This window comes from Thauera aromatica (assembly GCF_023093595.1).
GTDB lineage: Bacteria > Pseudomonadota > Gammaproteobacteria > Burkholderiales > Rhodocyclaceae > Thauera > Thauera aromatica_A.
Map to the genome: position 1 here is coordinate 131,847 of NZ_JALLIK010000108.1, position 18,731 is coordinate 150,577.

The 18,731-nt window shown below is 67.9% G+C and carries 15 protein-coding genes and 1 CRISPR repeat array; of the genes, 2 read left to right on the top strand and 13 right to left on the bottom strand.

Translation table 11 applies throughout. From position 1 onward, the window contains the following. Positions 1–4: 4 nt before the first annotated feature. The 13 genes from MXC99_RS14190 to cas3 all read right to left on the bottom strand — a co-directional run bounded on the left by MXC99_RS14190 (position 5) and on the right by cas3 (position 16,211). Positions 5–2,482 carry a Lon protease family protein gene (locus MXC99_RS14190; protein WP_247726075.1) on the bottom strand — a complete coding sequence of 826 codons (2,478 nt, stop codon included), beginning with the start codon at positions 2,480–2,482 and terminating at the stop codon, positions 5–7. A 118-nt stretch (positions 2,483–2,600) separates the two neighbouring features. Continuing rightward, positions 2,601–3,377 carry a LamB/YcsF family protein gene (locus MXC99_RS14195; RefSeq protein ID WP_247726076.1) on the bottom strand — a complete coding sequence of 259 codons (777 nt, stop codon included), beginning with the start codon at positions 3,375–3,377 and terminating at the stop codon, positions 2,601–2,603. Then, positions 3,374–4,432 (bottom strand): biotin-dependent carboxyltransferase family protein, encoded by a 1,059-nt coding sequence (locus MXC99_RS14200; protein ID WP_247726077.1) that lies wholly within the window; start codon positions 4,430–4,432, stop codon positions 3,374–3,376. The genes MXC99_RS14195 and MXC99_RS14200 overlap by 4 nt, the downstream gene beginning before the upstream one ends. After that, positions 4,429–5,226, bottom strand: a complete 798-nt coding sequence (gene pxpB / locus MXC99_RS14205; protein WP_247726078.1) for a 5-oxoprolinase subunit PxpB — start codon at positions 5,224–5,226, stop codon at positions 4,429–4,431. The genes MXC99_RS14200 and pxpB overlap by 4 nt, the downstream gene beginning before the upstream one ends. Positions 5,227–5,242: 16 nt before the next feature. Then, on the bottom strand, positions 5,243–5,566 hold the full coding sequence (locus MXC99_RS14210; RefSeq protein ID WP_282100158.1) for a winged helix DNA-binding protein: 324 nt from the start codon (positions 5,564–5,566) through the stop codon (positions 5,243–5,245). Positions 5,567–5,666: 100 nt separating this feature from the next. Continuing rightward, positions 5,667–7,586: a CRISPR direct-repeat array (repeat unit 29 nt; unit sequence GGGCCTATCCCCGCGGACGCGGGGGATCC). A 59-nt stretch (positions 7,587–7,645) separates the two neighbouring features. Beyond that, on the bottom strand, positions 7,646–7,957 hold the full coding sequence (gene cas2e / locus MXC99_RS14220) for a type I-E CRISPR-associated endoribonuclease Cas2e (RefSeq protein WP_247726079.1): 312 nt from the start codon (positions 7,955–7,957) through the stop codon (positions 7,646–7,648). After that, entirely contained in the window at positions 7,929–8,822 is an 894-nt protein-coding gene (gene cas1e / locus MXC99_RS14225; protein ID WP_247726080.1) for a type I-E CRISPR-associated endonuclease Cas1e, read from the bottom strand. Before cas1e ends, cas2e begins: the two co-directional genes overlap by 29 nt. Then, positions 8,816–9,532, bottom strand: a complete 717-nt coding sequence (cas6e, locus tag MXC99_RS14230; RefSeq protein ID WP_247726081.1) for a type I-E CRISPR-associated protein Cas6/Cse3/CasE — start codon at positions 9,530–9,532, stop codon at positions 8,816–8,818. Before cas6e ends, cas1e begins: the two co-directional genes overlap by 7 nt. Continuing rightward, the gene (gene cas5e / locus MXC99_RS14235; RefSeq protein ID WP_247726082.1) at positions 9,529–10,239 is read right to left on the bottom strand and encodes a type I-E CRISPR-associated protein Cas5/CasD; all 711 of its coding nucleotides are present in this window, start codon (positions 10,237–10,239) and stop codon (positions 9,529–9,531) included. The genes cas6e and cas5e overlap by 4 nt, the downstream gene beginning before the upstream one ends. Position 10,240: 1 nt before the next feature. Continuing rightward, positions 10,241–11,431, bottom strand: a complete 1,191-nt coding sequence (gene cas7e, locus MXC99_RS14240; RefSeq protein ID WP_247726083.1) for a type I-E CRISPR-associated protein Cas7/Cse4/CasC — start codon at positions 11,429–11,431, stop codon at positions 10,241–10,243. A gap of 38 nt (positions 11,432–11,469) precedes the next feature. Beyond that, positions 11,470–12,000 carry a type I-E CRISPR-associated protein Cse2/CasB gene (locus MXC99_RS14245; RefSeq protein WP_247726084.1) on the bottom strand — a complete coding sequence of 177 codons (531 nt, stop codon included), beginning with the start codon at positions 11,998–12,000 and terminating at the stop codon, positions 11,470–11,472. After that, positions 11,997–13,580, bottom strand: a complete 1,584-nt coding sequence (locus MXC99_RS14250; protein WP_247726085.1) for a type I-E CRISPR-associated protein Cse1/CasA — start codon at positions 13,578–13,580, stop codon at positions 11,997–11,999. The genes MXC99_RS14245 and MXC99_RS14250 overlap by 4 nt, the downstream gene beginning before the upstream one ends. A 3-nt stretch (positions 13,581–13,583) precedes the next feature. After that, positions 13,584–16,211, bottom strand: coding sequence for a CRISPR-associated helicase Cas3' (gene cas3, locus MXC99_RS14255; RefSeq protein WP_247726086.1), 2,628 nt, complete (start codon positions 16,209–16,211; stop codon positions 13,584–13,586). Between the two features lie 460 nt (positions 16,212–16,671). Between cas3 and groES the strand changes: the two genes are divergently transcribed. Together groES and groL are read left to right on the top strand one after the other, a co-directional pair. Continuing rightward, entirely contained in the window at positions 16,672–16,962 is a 291-nt protein-coding gene (groES, locus tag MXC99_RS14260) for a co-chaperone GroES (RefSeq protein ID WP_136386082.1), read from the top strand. 52 nt (positions 16,963–17,014) lie between these two features. Further along, a complete protein-coding gene (gene groL / locus MXC99_RS14265) occupies positions 17,015–18,658 on the top strand; it encodes a chaperonin GroEL (RefSeq protein ID WP_247726087.1) in 1,644 nt (547 codons plus the stop codon). Positions 18,659–18,731: the final 73 nt, after the last annotated feature.

An 18,731-nucleotide genomic window follows, 5' to 3' on the forward strand; every position in this document is an offset into this window, starting at 1 on the left:
TGCCCTAGCCGCGGCGGCCCGCTCCGGCGCGTTCTCCCGGGCCGTTCCCGGTCGCGTCGGGGGCTCCTTCCGGCCGCGTCGCGCCGCCCGCCCGGCGGCCAGCCTCGCGCCGCATCCGGGCGAGCTTTTGCAGGCCGGAGAGGGCGCGCTGGCTGAGCGAGCCTTCCGCCATGGTCCCGTCCTCGCCCGGGGTGCCGGCCGGCAGGCCGGTGAGCAGTTCGAGCGCCTCGTCGATGTCGGCGACCGCCCACACGTGGAACTGTCCGGCGCGTGCGGCCTCGACCACGTCGGCATGGAGCATCAGGTTGCAGACGTTGGCGCGGGGAATCAGCACTCCCTGCTCGCCGTCGAGTCCGCGCGCCTTGCACAGGGCGAAGAAACCTTCGATCTTTTCGTTGATGCCGCCGACCGGCTGGACTACGCTGTACTGGTTCACCGAGCCGGTGACCGCGAGCGACTGGCGCAGCGGGGTGCGTGCGAGCGCCGACAGCAGCGCGGCGAGTTCGGCGAGCGAGGCGCTGTCGCCCTCGACGCCGCCGTAGGACTGCTCGAACACCAGGCTCGCCTTCAGCGACAGCGGCATCAGCCAGCCGAAGCGGGTGGCGAGGAAGGACGACAGGATCAGCACGCCCTTGGAATGGATCGGTCCGGCCAGGCGCACTTCGCGCTCGATGTCGATGACCTCGCCTTCGCCCACGCGCACGGTGGCGGTGATGCGCACCGGATGGGCGAAGCTACTCTCGCCCAGTTGGACGACGGCGAGGCCGTTGACCTGGCCGATGTGGCTGCCGGCAGTGTCGACCAGCATCTGTCCGCGCAGGATGGCGTCCAGGTACTGGCGGCCGATACGCTCGTTGCGGCGGTGGTGAGCCTCGAGCGCGGCTTCCACATGTTCGCGTTCGATCAGCATGGAGCCGGCGGTGGCAGCAAAATGGCCGGCTTCGTGCATGCGGTCGACGAGCGGCCGGGTGCGTGTGCTCAGGCGCTCGGCGTCGCCGGCGAGGCGGGCGGCGTGCTCGATAAGGCGTGCGACCGCCGCCGCCGACAGCGGCCGCAGACCCTGGCGTCGCGCCAGGGTGGCGAACAGGCTGGCGTAGCGTGCGGTACTTTCGGGCGTGCGTCCGATCTCGCTGTCGAGGTCGGCGTTGATCTTGAACAGCGCGGGAAACTCGGGGTCGAGCTGCGACAGCAGGTAGTAGAGCATGCGCTCGCCGACGAGGACGATCTTGAGCCCGAGCGGGATCGGCTCCGGTTCGAGCTGCACCGTGCCGGTGACGCCGACCAGTTCGGCGAGTGATTCGATGCGCACCTTGTCGGCCATCAGCGCGCGCTTGAGTCCTTCCCAGGCGTAGGGCTGGGACAGTAGCTTGAGTGCGTCCAGCACCAGGAAACCGCCATTGGCGCGGTGCAGGGCGCCGGCACGGATCAGGGTGAAGTTGCTGACCAGGGTGCCCATGTGCACGACGTGATCGATGCGCCCGACCAGGTTCTGCAGGGTGGGGTGGTCTTCGTAGACCAGCGGGCGGGCGCCGGTGGCCGGATTCTCCACCAGCAGGTTGACCTGGTAACGCTGCACCGAGATCGTGCCCGAATAGGTAACGCCCTCGCTGTCTTCGTCGGCATGCGGCGCGGCGCGCAGGGATTCGCCGCTGGCGATGACGTCGCGGTGTACCGCGTCAAGGTGTTCGAGTACGGCTGGAAGGTCGGCATGGCGCGCCTTGAGCTCGTCGATCATGTGGGTGACGGTGGTGCCGAGCGCCTCCTGGCCGGCCTCGCGCACCTGCTTCTGCAGTTCGCGACGCCAGCGCGGGAATTCGTTCATCAGCTGCTGCATCCGGTCGTGCAGCATCTTGATGTGCTCGCCCAGCTCCTGCTGGCGGGCTTCGGGCAACTGGTCGAATTCTTCCTTGCTGAGGGTGTCGTCTTCGCCTTTCATCGGTACGAAGGCAAAGCCGTGCGGGGTGCGCAGCAGGGCCACGCCCAGCCGCCGGGCTTCGTCGCCGAGCGTGCGCAGTGCGTCTTCCTCGCGCTGCTTGGCCTCCTCCTGCAGCGCGCCGATGCGGGCGCGGTAGTCGTCGCTTTCGAACACCGCGCCGATCGCCGGAATCAGCTCTTCGACGAAACGCTGCATGTGGTCGCGGAACGCCGCCCCACGCCCGCAGGGCAGGCGCAGGACGGATGGCCGCGAAGGGTGGTTGAAATTCCACACGTAGCACCAGTCGGCCGGCGCCGGGCCGTGTGCGCGCTCGGCAGTGAGCAACTGGTCGATCAGGGCGTGGCGTCCGCTGCCGGTCTCGCCGAGGATGAAGAGGTTGTAGCCGCCGTCGCGGATGTCGAGACCGAGGCGGATCGCCTCGACCGCGCGCGGATGCAGCTGTCCGCCGTCGATGTCGGCCAGTTCGGCCGTGCTGGCGAAACCGAGGATGGACGGCGGGCACGCGCTGTGCAGGCGTTCGGGCGGCAGTGCGGGCAGGGGGCTCATCGGCGTGCTCATCGGCGTGACCTCTACGGCTTCTTGCGCGGAGCATAACGTCTGTGTCGCGCGCGGGCCAGTGCGGCGATCCGGCGCGCGGAGGTGGGGCAGGCGCTGCGCCAGCGCCTCAGCCGGCGCTCAGCGCGGGTAGGGAGGCGACCGTCCACCCCTTCGATTCGAGCGCCGCGCGCAGCATGCGCGCGCTATCGGCCGCGCCCGGGCGGTCGCCATGGACGCAGATGCTGTCGATCGGTGCCGGCAGGCATTTGCCGCTTTGCGCAATGATGCCGCCGGCCTCGAGCATGCGCAGGACGTGGGTGACGAGTTCGTCGTCGTCGTCGATCATCGCCCCCGGTCGGCCGCGCGGCACCAGTGTGCCGGCATCGGTGTAGGCGCGGTCGGCGAAGATCTCGCCCGCGACGCGCAGGCCGGCGCGCTCGCCGGCGCGGTAGAGCTCGGATCGCACCGGGGCAAGCAGGATCAGTTCGGGGTCGATTGCCCTCACCGCATGCGCCACCGTGGCGGCGAGCGCGGCATCCTCGCAGGCCTGGTTGTTGAGCGCGCCGTGCGGCTTGACGTGGGTGACGCGACCGCCTTCGGCGGCGGCGATGCCCATCAGCGCACCGACCTGGTAGAGGATCATCGCTTCGAGTTCGGCCGGGGCGATCTTCATCGGCCGGCGACCGAAACCTTGCAGATCGGGATAGGCTGGATGGGCGCCGAGGCTGACCCCGGCGGCGAGCGCGGTGCGCACCGTGTGGCGCATCACCGCGGGGTCGCCGGCGTGAAAGCCGCAGGCGATGTTGGCCGAGCGCACCACCTGCAGCAGAGCGTCGTCTTCGCCCATCTTCCAGGCGCCGAAGGATTCGCCGAGGTCGGCGTTGAGGTTGATCGTCTTGTTCATGCGGAGACCTCCGGTCGGTATTCGGCGCCGAGCGCATTGGCGACGCCGCCGACCAGGTTCGTGGTGTACAAGGCCACCAGGTCGATGCCATCGGCCGGCAGCGGGCGAATTGCGGCGATCAGCGCCCGGGTTTGCGCTTCCGCGGCGCGGGCGATGCGGGCGCCCTCGGCGGCGCTCACGCTGATGAAGCGCAGGCTCTGGCCGGGACGCAGCGCGGCGAGGCGGCCGAGGTCGGCGCCGATCACGGTGGCGATCTTGGGATAGCCGCCGGCGGTCTGGGCGTCGGCGAGCAGCACGATCGGCTGGCCGGTGCCGGGGACCTGGATCGAGCCGGGCACGGTGGCATCCGACACGATCTCGGCGGCGCCGGCGTGTTCGAGTCCGGCGCCTTCGAGGCGGATACCCATGCGGTCGGTTTCGGTGGTGACGCGGTAGTCGCCGCTCACCAGCGCTTCCAGCGCGGCAGCGCTGAAGTGGTCGTCCTGCGGGCCGGGAACCAGGCGGATCGGGCCGGGGGTGAGCTCCGGCGGCCGGGGCAGGACACGGTCGCTGCCCCAGGGGTCGGCATTGTCGGCGAGCGCCAGGCGCAGGCCGGCGGTGAGCGCGCGGCCGTCCACGCCGCCGAGACCGGCGCGTGCGTAGGTGGCCGCGCTGCCCATCACCGCCGGCAGATCGAGGCCGATGACCGCGACCATCGCGATCCGTCCGCCGCCGAGCTTGCGGATGCGCAGTTGTTCGCCGCCGGCGAGCGTCACCGAACGCCAGGGGGCGAGCCGGCGTCGTCCGTCGATGCCGTCGACTTCGAGCAGGGCGTCGCCGGCCACGGCGACTTTCACCGCGCCGCCGCGTGCCGCGAGGTGCAGGCCGCCGTCGAAGCATTCGATGAGCGGGGCGTCCTCGGTGCGGCCGGCGAGAGCGTTGGCGATGCGCATCAGGCGGCGGTCGAGTGCGCCTGCCCAGGGCACGCCGATGCGGCGGAAGCCGCGCCGGCCGCCGTCCTGGATCGAGGCGTAGGCGCCGGGCGAGAGGATTTCGAGTTCAGTGTGCGTGCTCACCGGACGACCCTCCTGGCGCTGCGCGCCCGCCTCCCCGCGGCCTTCTCCGCGACGGGCGGGGCGGTTTCCAGCCACTGCATCGGGTCGAGTTCGCCCGCGCGCAGGCCGGCTTCGATGGCACGGCATGCGTCGGCGCTCACCGGATTGAAACGCACGCGGTCGCCTGCCGCCAGCAGCGAGGGGGAGGCGCGCCGGGCGTCGAACAGCGGCACCGGGCAGCGCCCGAGCAGGTGCCAGCCACCGGGACTCTCCCATGGGTAGATCGCCGTCAGCCCGGTGGCGACCGCCACGCTGCCGGCGGGCACGCGCACGCGCGGCTGCGTACGGCGCGGCAAGCGCAGCGGCACGGGCAGATCGCCCATGAACGGGAAGCCGGGCAGGAAACCGAGCATGTAGACCCGATATTCGTTGCCGCTGAGCAGCGCCACCACCTCGGCCTCGTCGAGACCGAGGGTTCGCGCGAACTCGGCGAGGTCGGGCGCGGCCTCGCCCTCGTAGCACACCGGCAGGCGCCAGCGGCGGCCCGCGGCGGGGGGAGCGTGCTCGGCGGCGGCGATCAGCGGTGGCAGCGCGGCGAGCAGGGCGTCGCGGTCGGTGACGAGCGGGTCGAAGAACACCGCCAGCGAACGGAAGGTGGGCATCGTCTCGATCACGCCGGCCAGCTCCCCGGCCTGCTGCAAGCGCCGGATCGCGGCATCGAGCGCATTGACCGCGGCCAGCAGGGCCGGGTCGATCGTGCTGCCGAATTCGATCGTCAGTGCGGCGTCGCCGGCGTCGAGGATGCGATAGCTCACCGGAGAGCTCCCTTGTCTATGACTGCGAAGTGAACGCGGCGCGCGCCGCCTGGTCGTAGCGCCCGGGCAGGGTGCACAGCAACTGGGCGAGTTCGCCGATGTGGGCGTTGTCCTCGGCGCTGCCGGTGAAGCCGGGCATCAAGCACGCTTCGCGCACGTCGCGGTAAGCCATGCACATCTCGCGCTCCTTGTCGGTGGCCGAGAAGAAGGCTTCCTTGCCCTGCTTGGCGCTCCTCACCAGGCCGAGCCCGGTGAGCTTTCGCAGCGAGTAGGATACGACGTGAGTGTCCTCGATGTTGGCTAGACGGCGTAAAACTCCTCTCCCGTGGTTTAGCCGCATAAATGGAGGCGAGCTAGAATAGTGCGCTGTTTGCTGCGGAAACGATCTGATTTCTGGTGTTGCCCCCAGGCAGCGGCGGCCGAGTATTCGCGCTCGGCGACGGCCTATCCCCGCGGACGCGGGGGATCCACTTCGACGCGCAGCTTGTCGCCCAGGCTGTACGGCCTATCCCCGCGGACGCGGGGGATCCGAATGGGGCGGGCTATTTGATGTACCAGTAAGGGGCCTATCCCCGCGGACGCGGGGGATCCTACGAGTATCACAACATCGACACCGGCAATGAGGGCCTATCCCCGCGGACGCGGGGGATCCTCGGGATGAACTATCGGGTGGAAATCTGGCAAAGGCCTATCCCCGCGGACGCGGGGGATCCGCGCTCTCAAGGACCTGTCGATACTCGGCGGCGGGCCTATCCCCGCGGACGCGGGGGATCCGAAGTGCGCAGCCGCGCCAACCCAGCGAACAAGGGCCTATCCCCGCGGACGCGGGGGATCCGCGACGGCTTTCCGAACTGGCGGCGCAGAGGCGGGCCTATCCCCGCGGACGCGGGGGATCCGGCTTTCGGGAACCCTTTCTGCAGGGACCAGCGGGCCTATCCCCGCGGACGCGGGGGATCCCAGAGGCCGAGGGAGACGGCGCAGGTGATTGAGGGCCTATCCCCGCGGACGCGGGGGATCCTCGAGCGGCAGGACAGGCGGGAGGGAGTAGCGGGGCCTATCCCCGCGGACGCGGGGGATCCGGCCTGATCCCGGTCACGTTCAAGTACATGACGGGCCTATCCCCGCGGACGCGGGGGATCCGGGGCTGGGCGTGGAACATGCGGGCGGGTCCGGGGCCTATCCCCGCGGACGCGGGGGATCCTGCATCGCCTGATTCTGCGTGCTCGCCGACACGGGCCTATCCCCGCGGACGCGGGGGATCCTCATGGCCGTCATCACGAAGAACGGCAGCCCAGGGCCTATCCCCGCGGACGCGGGGGATCCTCTCGCTGCCGGGACCTATTACGTCGTGGTGGGGGCCTATCCCCGCGGACGCGGGGGATCCGATAAAACCGACCCAGTGCGTGCGCTCATCACGGGCCTATCCCCGCGGACGCGGGGGATCCGAATTCATTGCTCTTGGAATTCGGCGTGGAGCGGGCCTATCCCCGCGGACGCGGGGGATCCACGCGGTCGACGTTCTTGTCCAGCCGGCCTGTGGGCCTATCCCCGCGGACGCGGGGGATCCCCTTCCTTGATGAGCGCGGCGAACGATTTCGCGGGCCTATCCCCGCGGACGCGGGGGATCCTCAACCATCGCGCCATACGGGGCCTTGTCGGCGGGCCTATCCCCGCGGACGCGGGGGATCCGAAATCGGAAAAGACATTGGTGCTGCACCAGTGGGCCTATCCCCGCGGACGCGGGGGATCCCGTTAATCGCCTCGCTTGAATACTCCGGTCGCGGGCCTATCCCCGCGGACGCGGGGGATCCGCCGGGGATCTTTGCCGCCGGCTTGATCGTGAGGGCCTATCCCCGCGGACGCGGGGGATCCATGCTCATCAAGCGCGGGCTGCGAAACGACGAGGGCCTATCCCCGCGGACGCGGGGGATCCGCCTTCGCCTTCCCGGTCGGAGTGCCTGATCTGGGCCTATCCCCGCGGACGCGGGGGATCCGTTCCTTTTTTGCTTCGCTTTGCTTGCTCATCGGGCCTATCCCCGCGGACGCGGGGGATCCTCTTCGGGGCTGGTCTCGGGAGTCTTGCCGGTGGGCCTATCCCCGCGGACGCGGGGGATCCCTGAACTCGGCCCAGTCGACGGCGTCGTCAAGGGGCCTATCCCCGCGGACGCGGGGGATCCGGCCTCGCCGGTATCCCGGTCCGGGTTTTGCAGGGCCTATCCCCGCGGACGCGGGGGATCCCGCTGGTGGCACGGCACCGTCACCGACCCGAAGGGCCTATCCCCGCGGACGCGGGGGATCCGTGGTGACGTGGTACCCGAAGACGGCGGATACGGGCCTATCCCCGCGGACGCGGGGGATCCTCTTGGAGCCAAGTCGATGACCCCAAAGGGAAAACATACAATAGCATCTTTCCGGATTGTTAAAGACCGCGGGCTTGACGTCTGGTGCGTGCCACCCACATGCCATCCATCTCGATCAGTTCCTTCGGCGGCTCGCCGAGGTGGGCAAGGCCGACACCGCCCGTTTCGTTATTGTCGCGCCAGACCATAACGATGCTGCCGCGCGGCTCGGTGTCGTGCCAGTCGGTGAGCACCTTCCAGGTCCGCTCACGCACGGCCTTGCTCATGCGCGGCGAGATGTATACGGCCGGCGCGACCTCGAGCATGACCGAGGCCAGAAAGCCGCGGAAACGGTCGGCGACGTCACGTGTCACGATCACTGCCAGAGGCATCGGCTTCCTCCATGCGCAGGACGGACTTGATGCTGTCGATCATCGACGGGATGACCGACCGTTTGCGAAAGACGATGGCCGCTTCACGCCGCACCAGCCGGTCTATGGAGTCCGGTGCGCCGTCGAGTGCCCTGCGCGCCGCGGCGAACGCGATGGGCAGCGTGATCGCGTCCCGGAACAGATCCGCAATGTCGAGGATAAAGGACTGGCCCGAGTCCTCATGGATAAACCCAAGCTGGGGTATTGCCGCGAGCGACTGAACGGCGATGGCCGCTGCAGCCTGCACCGCAGTTGCAGCATGGTTGATGGACTGGTTTGGCGTATCCGCGGCGTCCGGATGCGCGCGATCATAGTGGCGACCATTCCATGGGACACGATAACGTTCGGCGGTCAGCCGGTACAGGGTCTTCACGCGCGAGCCCTCGATGCCGCGCAGGGTGTCCAGATCTCGGTGCGGTAGGATCTCGCCCAGTCGCAGCGCGTACATGCGGCGGGCTACCGCGATGCGCCGGCGCGGATTGCCCCACAGCTCGGCCTGGCGGCGCGCGACGTCCGAGCGGTCGGGTAGCAGCGGCGGTGCGGTGTAGCTGCGCACACCGTCCATGCCGACCGCGGCCATCAGCGTGCCGTGGCGTGCAAGCAGACGCAGCGCATCGTGTGTAACGCTGCTGCCTGGGCCGAGCAGGATCATCGACACCGCCTGATGCGGGATCTGGTCGATGTAGGGCGTAAGGCTATCTTTGCCAGCCATGAAGTGCAGGCAGCCGTCGATCACGCACAGCTCGCCGCGCTCCAGCCAGAGCAGGCCGTGGCGATCTGCATGTGGGATGCGGGCCGTCTCCAGCCCAAGACGGCCCTTCAGCATGCGGTGGGCGGACGCAACAGCAGCATGCCGAAGCCGAAGGCGCGATGGCGTCCCACGCCGCGTGTGAGCAGTGCCGAAAAACCAGCCGGATCGCGTACCGTCAGTTCCCCGACTAACAGTGCATCAGGGCCGGCGACACGCTGGGCGGGACGCTTGCCATTGACGGCGCTGCCCTTGCGCAGGCTCGCGCTCAGACGGAAGGCGTCGAGGCGCAGGCTGTCAATGTGTGCAGCGTCGCCACGGCCCAGCTCGCGCGCCAGCCATTCTCCATAAATCGTTTCGCGCGACTGGTCGAACTCCCCCACACCAACCTTCTCAGCTGCCACTTGGAAGACGTCGCGTTCGCGGCCCGCGTTGGTGCGCAGCACCGGGCGCGCCCGCACCTCGAATCCCAGGCGCCGACCCGAAGTCCAGTCGGTTGGAAAGCTGCGCGACGCGAAGCGCCCCATGCCCAGCGTGGCATGCACATCGGGGGCGGCCATCTGCGCGGCAAGTTGCAGCGCCTCGGCGTCATGTGCGCTATAGGCTAGCAAGCCGCGCGAATCGTCGAAGTACCGGAATGGCTTGGGCGCGGCATCGCCGAAGGCAGCGGACAGCAGCGTGTGCAGCGCATAGCCGAGGTCATCTCCGCCAGCGGTGAGGCCGAAGCGCGTGGCCCAGGCAGCGAGCCGGCGCGGGTCGGGATGGCACTGAATCAGGTTCAGCTTCATGCCTCGGCCTCCCGCTGCAGGACGCCCTCACATACCGGGCGCCAGCCGCCGTGTACGCCGCTCGTCCAGTTGCGCTCATCGCACAAATCGAGCTGCCGGCTGCCGCGTAGCGCACCCTCTCCCACCGGCCACAGAACCCGTGGGCGCTCATTGGCGGCAAGCGGCGCGGCTTCCCGCAGGGCGCTGAGGAGGTCCGGCGCATCACCCCAGCCGGCGAACAGCGGTGCGGCGGGCAGGCAGGGTTTGCGGCCGAGGAAGAGCGGACGCGCGGGGCGTTGCAGGGCATTGGCGACTTCTTCGAGCGTCGGGGATTCCTCAGGCGGGTCGAGGCGCAGCGCGACGAGAACGGCGGCGTCGGCGTGGTAATCCCGGTAGCGCAGATGCTGGCCCTTGTAGGTGCCATCGCCACCACCCCGCCCCTCGTGCTGGCCGGTCGTTGTCCAGCCGCAGTCGTCTTTGCGCAGTTCAGCGGTCTGGAAATCCGTGAAACGGGAGCCGGCCCGATCCAGTCTTGCGCCAAACCTTAGCCGCGCCTGAAGCCGGTCGTGCGCCGCGGGGTCTTCGCGCCGCCAGCCCAGCGCATTGGCGATCAGTCCGGTCAGCATCGACTGCGCCGGAAAGTCTCGGATCACGCCGAGGTTGTCGATGGTCTCGCCGCCGAAGGCCATCAGCGGCCCTTCGAGGCGCAGTAACAGATGCCGGGCCATCTCAGCACGCGCCGTCGCGAATGATCTGCGCGACCCACTCGCCCAGACGGGTGAGCGTCGCGCGCTCGGCCGCCGGCATTGCGATCTCGTCCAGCGACAGGAAACGGCGCGCTGTGGGCATGCCGTAGGCGGCATCGAAGGCGGCGATCTCGCTCGCCAGCTTGCTGGCGGCCCGGGTGCGGATCGGCGCCTCGCCCTTGAGCGGCAGCGGATCGTGGAAAGCGGCGGCAAGGCTGCGCGGCTGCCAGTCGCCGGCCTCGACCAGCATGAACTTGGCCCAGTCGTACGGCGCGGTGGAGCCACGCTTGGCGCCGGGGCTCACGGTGGCGATGAGGTGCAGCAGGTGCTGGGTGACCTTGCCGGCCAGTTCGCGCTTGGCTGCCTCGGTGCTGGCGGCAAAGACGTCCTTTGCATGGATGCCTTCGAGGTTGGCGACGAGCTGGGGCACATCGACGACCACATAGCCGTAATACAGGCCCGAGGCGAGTTCGGTGTCGAAGATGCCGGCGGAACCGGCGCCATCCTCCTCTTGGGCGAAGTCGTCGACCACGGTGAAGTAGTCGTTCTCGACCTGGGCTTCGTGCACGGTGAAGGCGTGCGCCACCGACACCGAGGCGTCGCGGTTGGCGAGCACGTCGGAGGTGACCATGCGGCCGAAGAGCGCCGACTCTAGGCCGCTGACGAGCTTCATCGTCTCAACGTTCTTCATCTCTGCCTTGAGGAATCTCGCCACCTCAACCTTCAGCTCGGCCGGCTCGGCGAAGTCGCTCGCGATATCGCGGCAGCGGCGGGTGAGGTAGGCGATCTCCTCGTTGCCGAACAGCACCGCCTGGCCGGTCTGCAAGGCCTTTGCACCTTGTTTCTTCTTGTCCGCCTTCTCGCCGAACAGGGCTTCGAGCAGGGCTTCGGCGGTGGCGAAGGCGCGCGCTTTGTCGATCTGTTGCTCGACGAGCCGCTGGCGGACCAGCTCGGCCATGTAGCGCGTACGTGTCGCCATAGGCACCCCGAGCTTCGCCAGCGAGAAGGCGTCATCGGTGACGCGCCAGTGACGCTTGAGACATTGCGAGGAGATGCGCGTACGCACCGCCCCGCCGTAGGGCAGGCGTTTCGCGAGGCCGGCGTCGTCACGGTTGAGCAGCGCGGCCGGGTAGGTGTGCAGGGTATGGATCTGGATGAAGCGCGGGAGGCTCATGGTGGGGTCCTTGGCGAAATCGATCGGGTGGGTTCGGTTCAGCGATGGGCGGCGGCGTAGTAGCCGCCGGCGATGCGCAGGCGCAGCGTCTCGGCGCGTGGCTCGTCGCGGTCGGTGGTGAGGATGAGCGCGCCGAAGTCGCGCCAGTTCGGCGCCACGCCACGGCTCGCCATCAACCGCAGTACGCGCGGCACCTGCTGACGGAAGGCGTCACCGCGTGCGGTGAGCAGACGGGTCACGCGGCTCTCCGATACGTCGGCGCATGCGAGTTGGGCACCGAGGCGGGACGCGGCGTCGTGCCCGGCCAAGGCCATGCCGTGGGCGATCAAGGCCCAGCGCTGCCAGGTCTCGGGATGCCAGTCGTCTGGGGAAATTCCGGCGAGCACTAGCGCGCGGGCCAATGCGCCGACCTGATGCGGCCGCGGGCCCTCGGGGTCTAGGCGCGCCAGCGCGGCCTGTTCGCCGTTGTCGAGCGCGGCGGTGTCGCCGCGAAAGCGCTGCGGTCGCGCGACGACCTGCGCCAGGCGGGCGAGCGGAGAAGCGGACGATGTCGGATCGTGGTCGGTCATGATGCGGCCTCCTCTGCCGCGGATTGTTCGCGAAGATGGAGCGCGAGCGCGGGGAAGTGCTTGCCGCTGCGCAGGGCGTTGTGAAAGTAGGTCAGCGCGCGGGCGCGGGCGCGGTAGCGGCGCTCGCCGCATTGCGGGCCGATCGCGAAGGCACGGCGCAACACCGCCTCCGCGCGTCCGGCGAGGCCGAGCAGCCAGGCGAGGCGCTCGGCATGCGGGTCGTCGGATTCGATCTCGCGGTTGAGGTCGTCGAAGAAGTGGGCGTCTTCGTCCCGCTCGAAGGCCTGCACGAAGGGTTCGATTTGCTGCTTGGCGGTGCGGCGGTCGAAGTCGATCTTCTCGGTGCCGGCTTCGATGAGATGGAAGAGCGCGGTACGCAAAACCGACCCGCGCATTTTCGCGACGTCCTCCACCCGGGCCTTGGCGATTTTCGCGAGGAGGTCGGTCTGGCCACTTTTCATCCAGCCGACCGATTTCTGTGAAAGCGGAATGCGGCGCTCGTGGTAACCCTCAGTCTTGCCGTTGCCGCGCACGAGGCCTTGCGCCAAGAAACTATTGCCGGTCGCCGAGTCATCAGGACGGAGAGTTTGTGAAACAGTCCGTCTGAATTTTCCTCCCCAAAGGATATCGACACAAAGGCTGTGGTCGAATCCGCCGGCAGGGAGGTTGAGCGCCTTGTCTTCCTCCAGGTTGATAGGAGCCCACGGATCGCCGGTTTTTCCTTTTTGGCTTTCACCAACCCCCACGCGATTCACTTTGCTTGTGGAGTCGTAGGCACGAATGTAGCTGCCCACGCCGGACGCAAGCCGAACGCGCCGGCAGATCTCAATGTACAACGGATCAAGATCGGCGAAACGAAGGCTCGTTGTACCGTCCCAGGGTGTGACCCAAAGTAACGAAATGCCGTCAGCCTCACGAAGCCCAAAATCACCAGCTATTCCCGAGCGAGCATCGAGAATGACCTGTAAATCTCGGCGCCACCGGGCGCCTGCGCCCCCCGGAGGCGCAACGCCGACGGCTGGTCGATTGCCATAGCCGCTGTTCATTCGCGAGATACCGCGCTTCCCATTTCCGAGGACGCCCTCCTGCGTCTGCAAGCTGACCAGCGCAAACAGCCAGTCATCCGCCTCGGCCCGCCGCATCCGCTCGCCCTTGAGGTCGTGGTTCTTCGACGTCACGAGCATGTCCAGCGCGTCGGGTGTGGCGATGTCCTTCCAGCCGTCGAGCTTGCCGCCCGGCACCGGCGCTTGGAGGAAAGCGGGCTGGTCGTGCGGTGCGAGCAGGCTGAAGGCACAGCCGTCCGGGTGATCCGGCGTGAGCGCCAGGAGCGCCGTGCGCCAGTCGGCCGGGTCGTCCCATGCCTTGGTTTCGCCGGCTTCGTGCAGCGCGAGCGCGGCGAGTTGAACCAGCAGCGCATGCCAGGGGTGACGCTGGTGCGGGCGCAGCGCGGGAAAGTCCCGCACGGCGTCGCGGCCGAGTTCGACGAAGAGCTGCGGCAGCGACAGCCTTTGCAGTGCGCCGTCCAAATCACGGATGCGGATCAGGGGCTCGTCGAGCAGGTTCAGGCGGGGTTCGTCCATGCGTTACTCCGGGGTGTCGGATTGCGCGACTCTTTCGAGACCGACCCGGCTGTAGCGGTAGTGCGTGGTGCCAAGGCGGAAGCCGAAGCCGCCGGGTTCGGTCATGATGGCTTCCGGCCGGGCGTCGAGGGCGAGACCAGCGGGCAGCAGGTGATGGCGGAGCGGCAGCTCGCGGATCAGGTTTCCGAAAGGGCCGGGTTGAGGTGGGTCGAAATTCACCACGCGGTCGGCGGCGCCGAGGCGGGTGGCGAGCTTCACGTCCAGGGGAAAGGCGAGCTCGGCGAAGGCAGTGTCCAGCGGTAGCAGACCGAGCTTGGCGCTGGCGCGGCGGGCGCCGGTGTCGCCGTCGATTTGCTGGCCGTGGGCAGCCCATGGATCGCCTGGCGCCTCGATGACATGCAGCGCCTCGGGATGCGTTGCCGACTCGACCAAGCGCCGGTTGTCGGCGGGAATGTGGACCTGCGGCTCGGTGACGATCAGCCGCCGAGAGGCTTCGAGGATGCGCACATCGGCGTAGACGCCGCCGCCGTCGTGGAAGCGGCCGAGCCCGTGCCGCGGGCGGGCGAGACAGGGTGAGAGGTCGCCCCCTGCCGGCGTCAGCACGACCACGCGCGCCTCCCGGAATGCGACGGGTCGTGCCTCGGCCGGGCGGCGGTGGCGGTGCAGGCGGCCGATGCGCTGCAGCAGCACATCCATCGGGCAGAGGTCGGTGATCAGGAAGTCGGCATCCAGATCTAGGCTCTGCTCCAGCGTCTGCGTGCCGACCACGATCAGCGGCCCGTTCGGGCGGCCCTTGCCGAGTTGCGCCTCGACGGCGGCATCGAGCGGCGCCCGGTCTTCGCGCGAAAAGCGGCTGTGGTGCAGCGTAACGATGCCGGCGTGGCGGAACAGCCAGCCCGCCTCGGGCGTGGTCGCCTCGAGCGCCGCAAGGGTGGCGACGGCGGCCGGCACGGTGTTGCGGATCACCAGCACCCGGGCGCCCTGCGCGGCGGCATCGAGCGCGAGGGCGGCGATGCGTACGGGCGTATCGATGGCGTCCTCGCAGTGCCAGGCGACCTGCTTTTCGTGCTGCGCGCCGCTCGTTGCGCGCAGCACGGAGTTGTCGCTGATCGCGGGGTATGGCAGCGCGCTGGCCCGTGCAAGTGTCGGAAGCTGCAGCGGCTTGCGCGTGCCGGCGGCAAGGTAGCGCGCCCGCGCGGCGGCACCGAGGGTCGCCGACAGCAACAGGGTGTGGCCTCCGAGCGCGGTCTGGGCCGCGATCAGTTGTTCGATGAGAACGCCCATATAGGCGTCCGACGCGTGCACCTCGTCGATGACCAGAAGCGAACGCGCAGCCAGCGCGTGGCGGAGGTGGGCGTGCTTGACTTGCAGCGTGCCGAGTAAGGCCTGATCGACCGTGCCGACGGCGACTGGCGCAGCGAGGAATCGCTTCGCGCTCTCTCCCGCCCAACGCCGGCCAGCTTCGGCATCGGACGGATCGTCGCTCCACAGCACCTTGAAGTCGGGCAGTGCCTGCGCGGTCTCGCCGTCAGCTGCGGCGTAGCCGGATAGGGCACGCACTGCGACCGGTCCGCCTGAGGGCCAGACGCGCGCGAGGGCATCGCACACGCGCCGGTAGGCCTGGGAGGCGGCCACCCGGGTCGGTAGCGCGAAGTAAAGACTATCGACTTCACTGCGCGCGAAGAGATGGAAATAGCGCCACAGCGCGGCTTCGGTCTTGCCGCTGCCGGTTTCGGCTTCGAGCACGATCACCGGGCCGAGCCCGTCTTTGGCCATTGCGGCCTGTGAGGGGTAGGGCGCCGAGGTGTCGAACACGTCCGAGAACGAGGGTAGCGTGCGTACGAGTGGCTGCCGGTAAGGTGTCGCGTCCAGGCCGATAGTGCGCACGGCGGCGCGGGCACGCTCGCGGCTGGTGGCAAGTCGGTCCTCGCCAAGTTCGGAAAAGGGAAAGAAGCGCGTATCGGAGCCGAGCCAGTCTGCCAACTGCACCAGCCCGGCAAAATAGTGCGCAAAGCGGGGAGCGTCGGGCAGGGGTAGCCCGCCATCGAGGAAGGCGTCGGGAAGAAAACACTGGAGGGCCGCTGCGATGCGGCTCAATTGCGCAGCGGGGTCGTAGTCGTCGCGCGCGATCCAGTGGACCCGTGCATTGAACCAGTCGGGGGCATCAGTAAGCGGGCGGCCGTGATGCGCCGTACTGGCGCGCAGGAGACTGTCCAGCGTCTCGACCCCGCCCCACGTACAGATCTCCAGGATGGGCAGGCGCAGCAAGAGCGCCTCTGCTTCCTCGTCGTGACCGGCCGCGTTGAGCAGTGCGATCGCCTCTGCGCCGTGCCCGGCGGTCAGCCTGCCGCGCGGCCGTTCGCTGTCGAGCCAGCGTTTGGCCTGGAATCCGGCATTGGCCTTCCCAAAATCATGGAGGAAAACAAGGGCCGCCAGCCGTGCAGTGTCGCGTACCTCAAGTGCTCGTTCGGCAGCGGCTTCAAGAGAACGTCGAATGCTCCGGCAACTGCAAAGGGCCTCGAACACCGCTGCGACATCAGCTAGGTGGTCGACGAGAGGATGCCACTCGAGGCCGTCGAGGGGGCGTCTTAGTTTGCCGAATGCGGAGGATTCTGTAAGGTCGACGAACACTGGAGCTGATTGATGCAGCCTTCGCTGAGGCGCGCTTCGAACAATGTCTATGTACTATACGCTGCATATTTTTCAGTTGCTCGAAAGTCATCCTTGCTCGCGCTCGAGATGGCTTCTTCACTGAACTGCCCTGGCGTGCCCAGGTCATTCGCGTGCCGGATGCGCGGCATATGCTGCGCATCGACCGGAACTGGCACATCGTCGCGCACCACATGCTGGAGTGGATAACTAGTCCGCATCTGCTTCAGGGCGGCGGCTGCCGGCCATGTAAATCGGTGACGCGTGGGCCCTTGAAATCTGTGTGGGGCGTCCCTATTATTAGCACTCGTTGGCAGTGAGTGCTAACAGGCTTCAGCGGCTCAAGGTCCGCTCTAGCGAAAGCCGCTGCGAATTTTCCCCGCGGGCCCTGCCCGCAGATCAATCAACCCAAACAGTTGAACCGTAGATAGGAGAGAACTCGATGAAAATCCGTCCCCTGCACGATCGCGTGATCGTCAAGCGTCTGGAAGCCGAACGCAAGACCGCCAGCGGCATCGTGATCCCCGACTCCGCCGGCGAGAAGCCCGACCAGGGTGAAGTGCTGGCTGTCGGCAACGGCAAGATCCTGGACGACGGCAAGGTCCGTCCGATGGCCGTCAAGGTGGGCGACAAGGTGCTGTTCGGCAAGTATGCCGGCCAGAGCGTGAAGGTCGAGGGCGAAGAGCTTCTCGTCATGCGCGAAGAAGACATCATGGGTGTGGTCGAGGCCTGAGCCTCCCTCTTCCCCAACGATTCACTACCGAATATTCAAGGAGTTCTGAAGAATGGCAGCTAAAGAAGTCAAGTTTGGTGATTCCGCCCGCGAGCGCATGGTCGCCGGTGTCAACATCCTCGCCAACGCAGTCAAGGTCACCCTCGGCCCGAAGGGCCGCAACGTCGTGCTCGAGCGCTCCTTCGGCGGCCCGACCGTGACCAAGGACGGCGTCTCGGTGGCCAAGGAAATCGAACTGAAGGACAAGTTCGAGAACATGGGCGCGCAGATGGTCAAGGAAGTCGCTTCCAAGACCTCGGACATCGCCGGTGACGGCACCACCACCGCGACCGTGCTGGCCCAGTCGATCGTGCGCGAAGGCATGAAGTTCGTCGCCGCCGGGATGAACCCGATGGATCTGAAGCGCGGCATCGACAAGGCCGTGATCGCCACCATCGAAGAGCTGAAGAAGCTGTCCAAGCCCTGCTCGACCAACAAGGAAATTGCCCAGGTCGGCTCGATCTCGGCCAACTCCGACGCCGATATCGGCGACATCATCGCCAACGCGATGGACAAGGTCGGCAAGGAAGGCGTGATCACCGTCGAAGACGGCAAGAGCCTGAACAACGAACTCGACGTCGTCGAGGGCATGCAGTTCGACCGCGGCTACCTGTCGCCCTACTTCATCAACAACCCGGACAAGCAGGTCGCGATCCTCGAGAACCCGTTCGTCCTGCTGTTCGACAAGAAGATCTCCAACATCCGCGATCTGCTGCCGGTGCTCGAGCAAGTCGCCAAGTCCGGCCGTCCGCTGCTGATCATCGCCGAAGACGTCGACGGCGAAGCGCTCGCCACCCTGGTGGTGAACAACATCCGCGGCATCCTCAAGACCTGCGCCGTCAAGGCTCCCGGTTTCGGCGACCGTCGTAAGGCCATGCTCGAAGACATCGCCATTCTGACCGGCGGCCAGGTGATCGCCGAGGAAGTCGGCCTGACCCTGGAGAAGGCCACCCTGGAAGACCTCGGCCAGGCCAAGCGCATCGAGATCGGCAAGGAAAACACCATCATCATCGACGGCGCCGGCGAAGCCTCGCGCATCGAGGCGCGGGTCAAGCAGATCCGTGTGCAGATCGAGGAAGTGACCTCCGACTACGACCGCGAGAAGCTGCAGGAGCGTGTCGCCAAGCTCGCCGGCGGCGTGGCGGTGATCAAGGTCGGTGCCGCGACCGAAGTCGAAATGAAGGAGAAGAAGGCTCGCGTCGAGGACGCCCTGCACGCCACCCGCGCGGCAGTGGAAGAAGGTATCGTCCCCGGCGGCGGCGTCGCCCTGCTGCGTGCCCGCGCCAACCTCGCCGGCCTCAAGGGCGACAACCACGACCAGGACGCCGGCATCAAGATCGTGCTGCGCGCGATGGAGCAGCCGCTGCGCGAGATCGTCGCCAACGCCGGTGACGAAGCTTCGGTGGTGGTCAACAAGGTGGTCGAAGGCTCGGGCAACTACGGCTACAACGCCGCCTCCGGCGAGTACGGCGACATGGTCGAGATGGGCGTGCTGGACCCGACCAAAGTTACCCGCACCGCGCTCCAGAACGCCGCCTCGGTGGCCGGCCTGATGCTTACCACCGACTGCATGGTCGGCGAGCTGGCCGAAGAAAAGCCGATGATGCCCCCGATGGGCGGCATGGGCGGCATGGGTGACATGGGCATGGGCATGTAAGACCGGCCCGTTTCCCGGCCGCGGCCGGGAGCCTGCTGGAAAGGCGAAAGCCCCGCTTCGGCGGGGCTTTCGC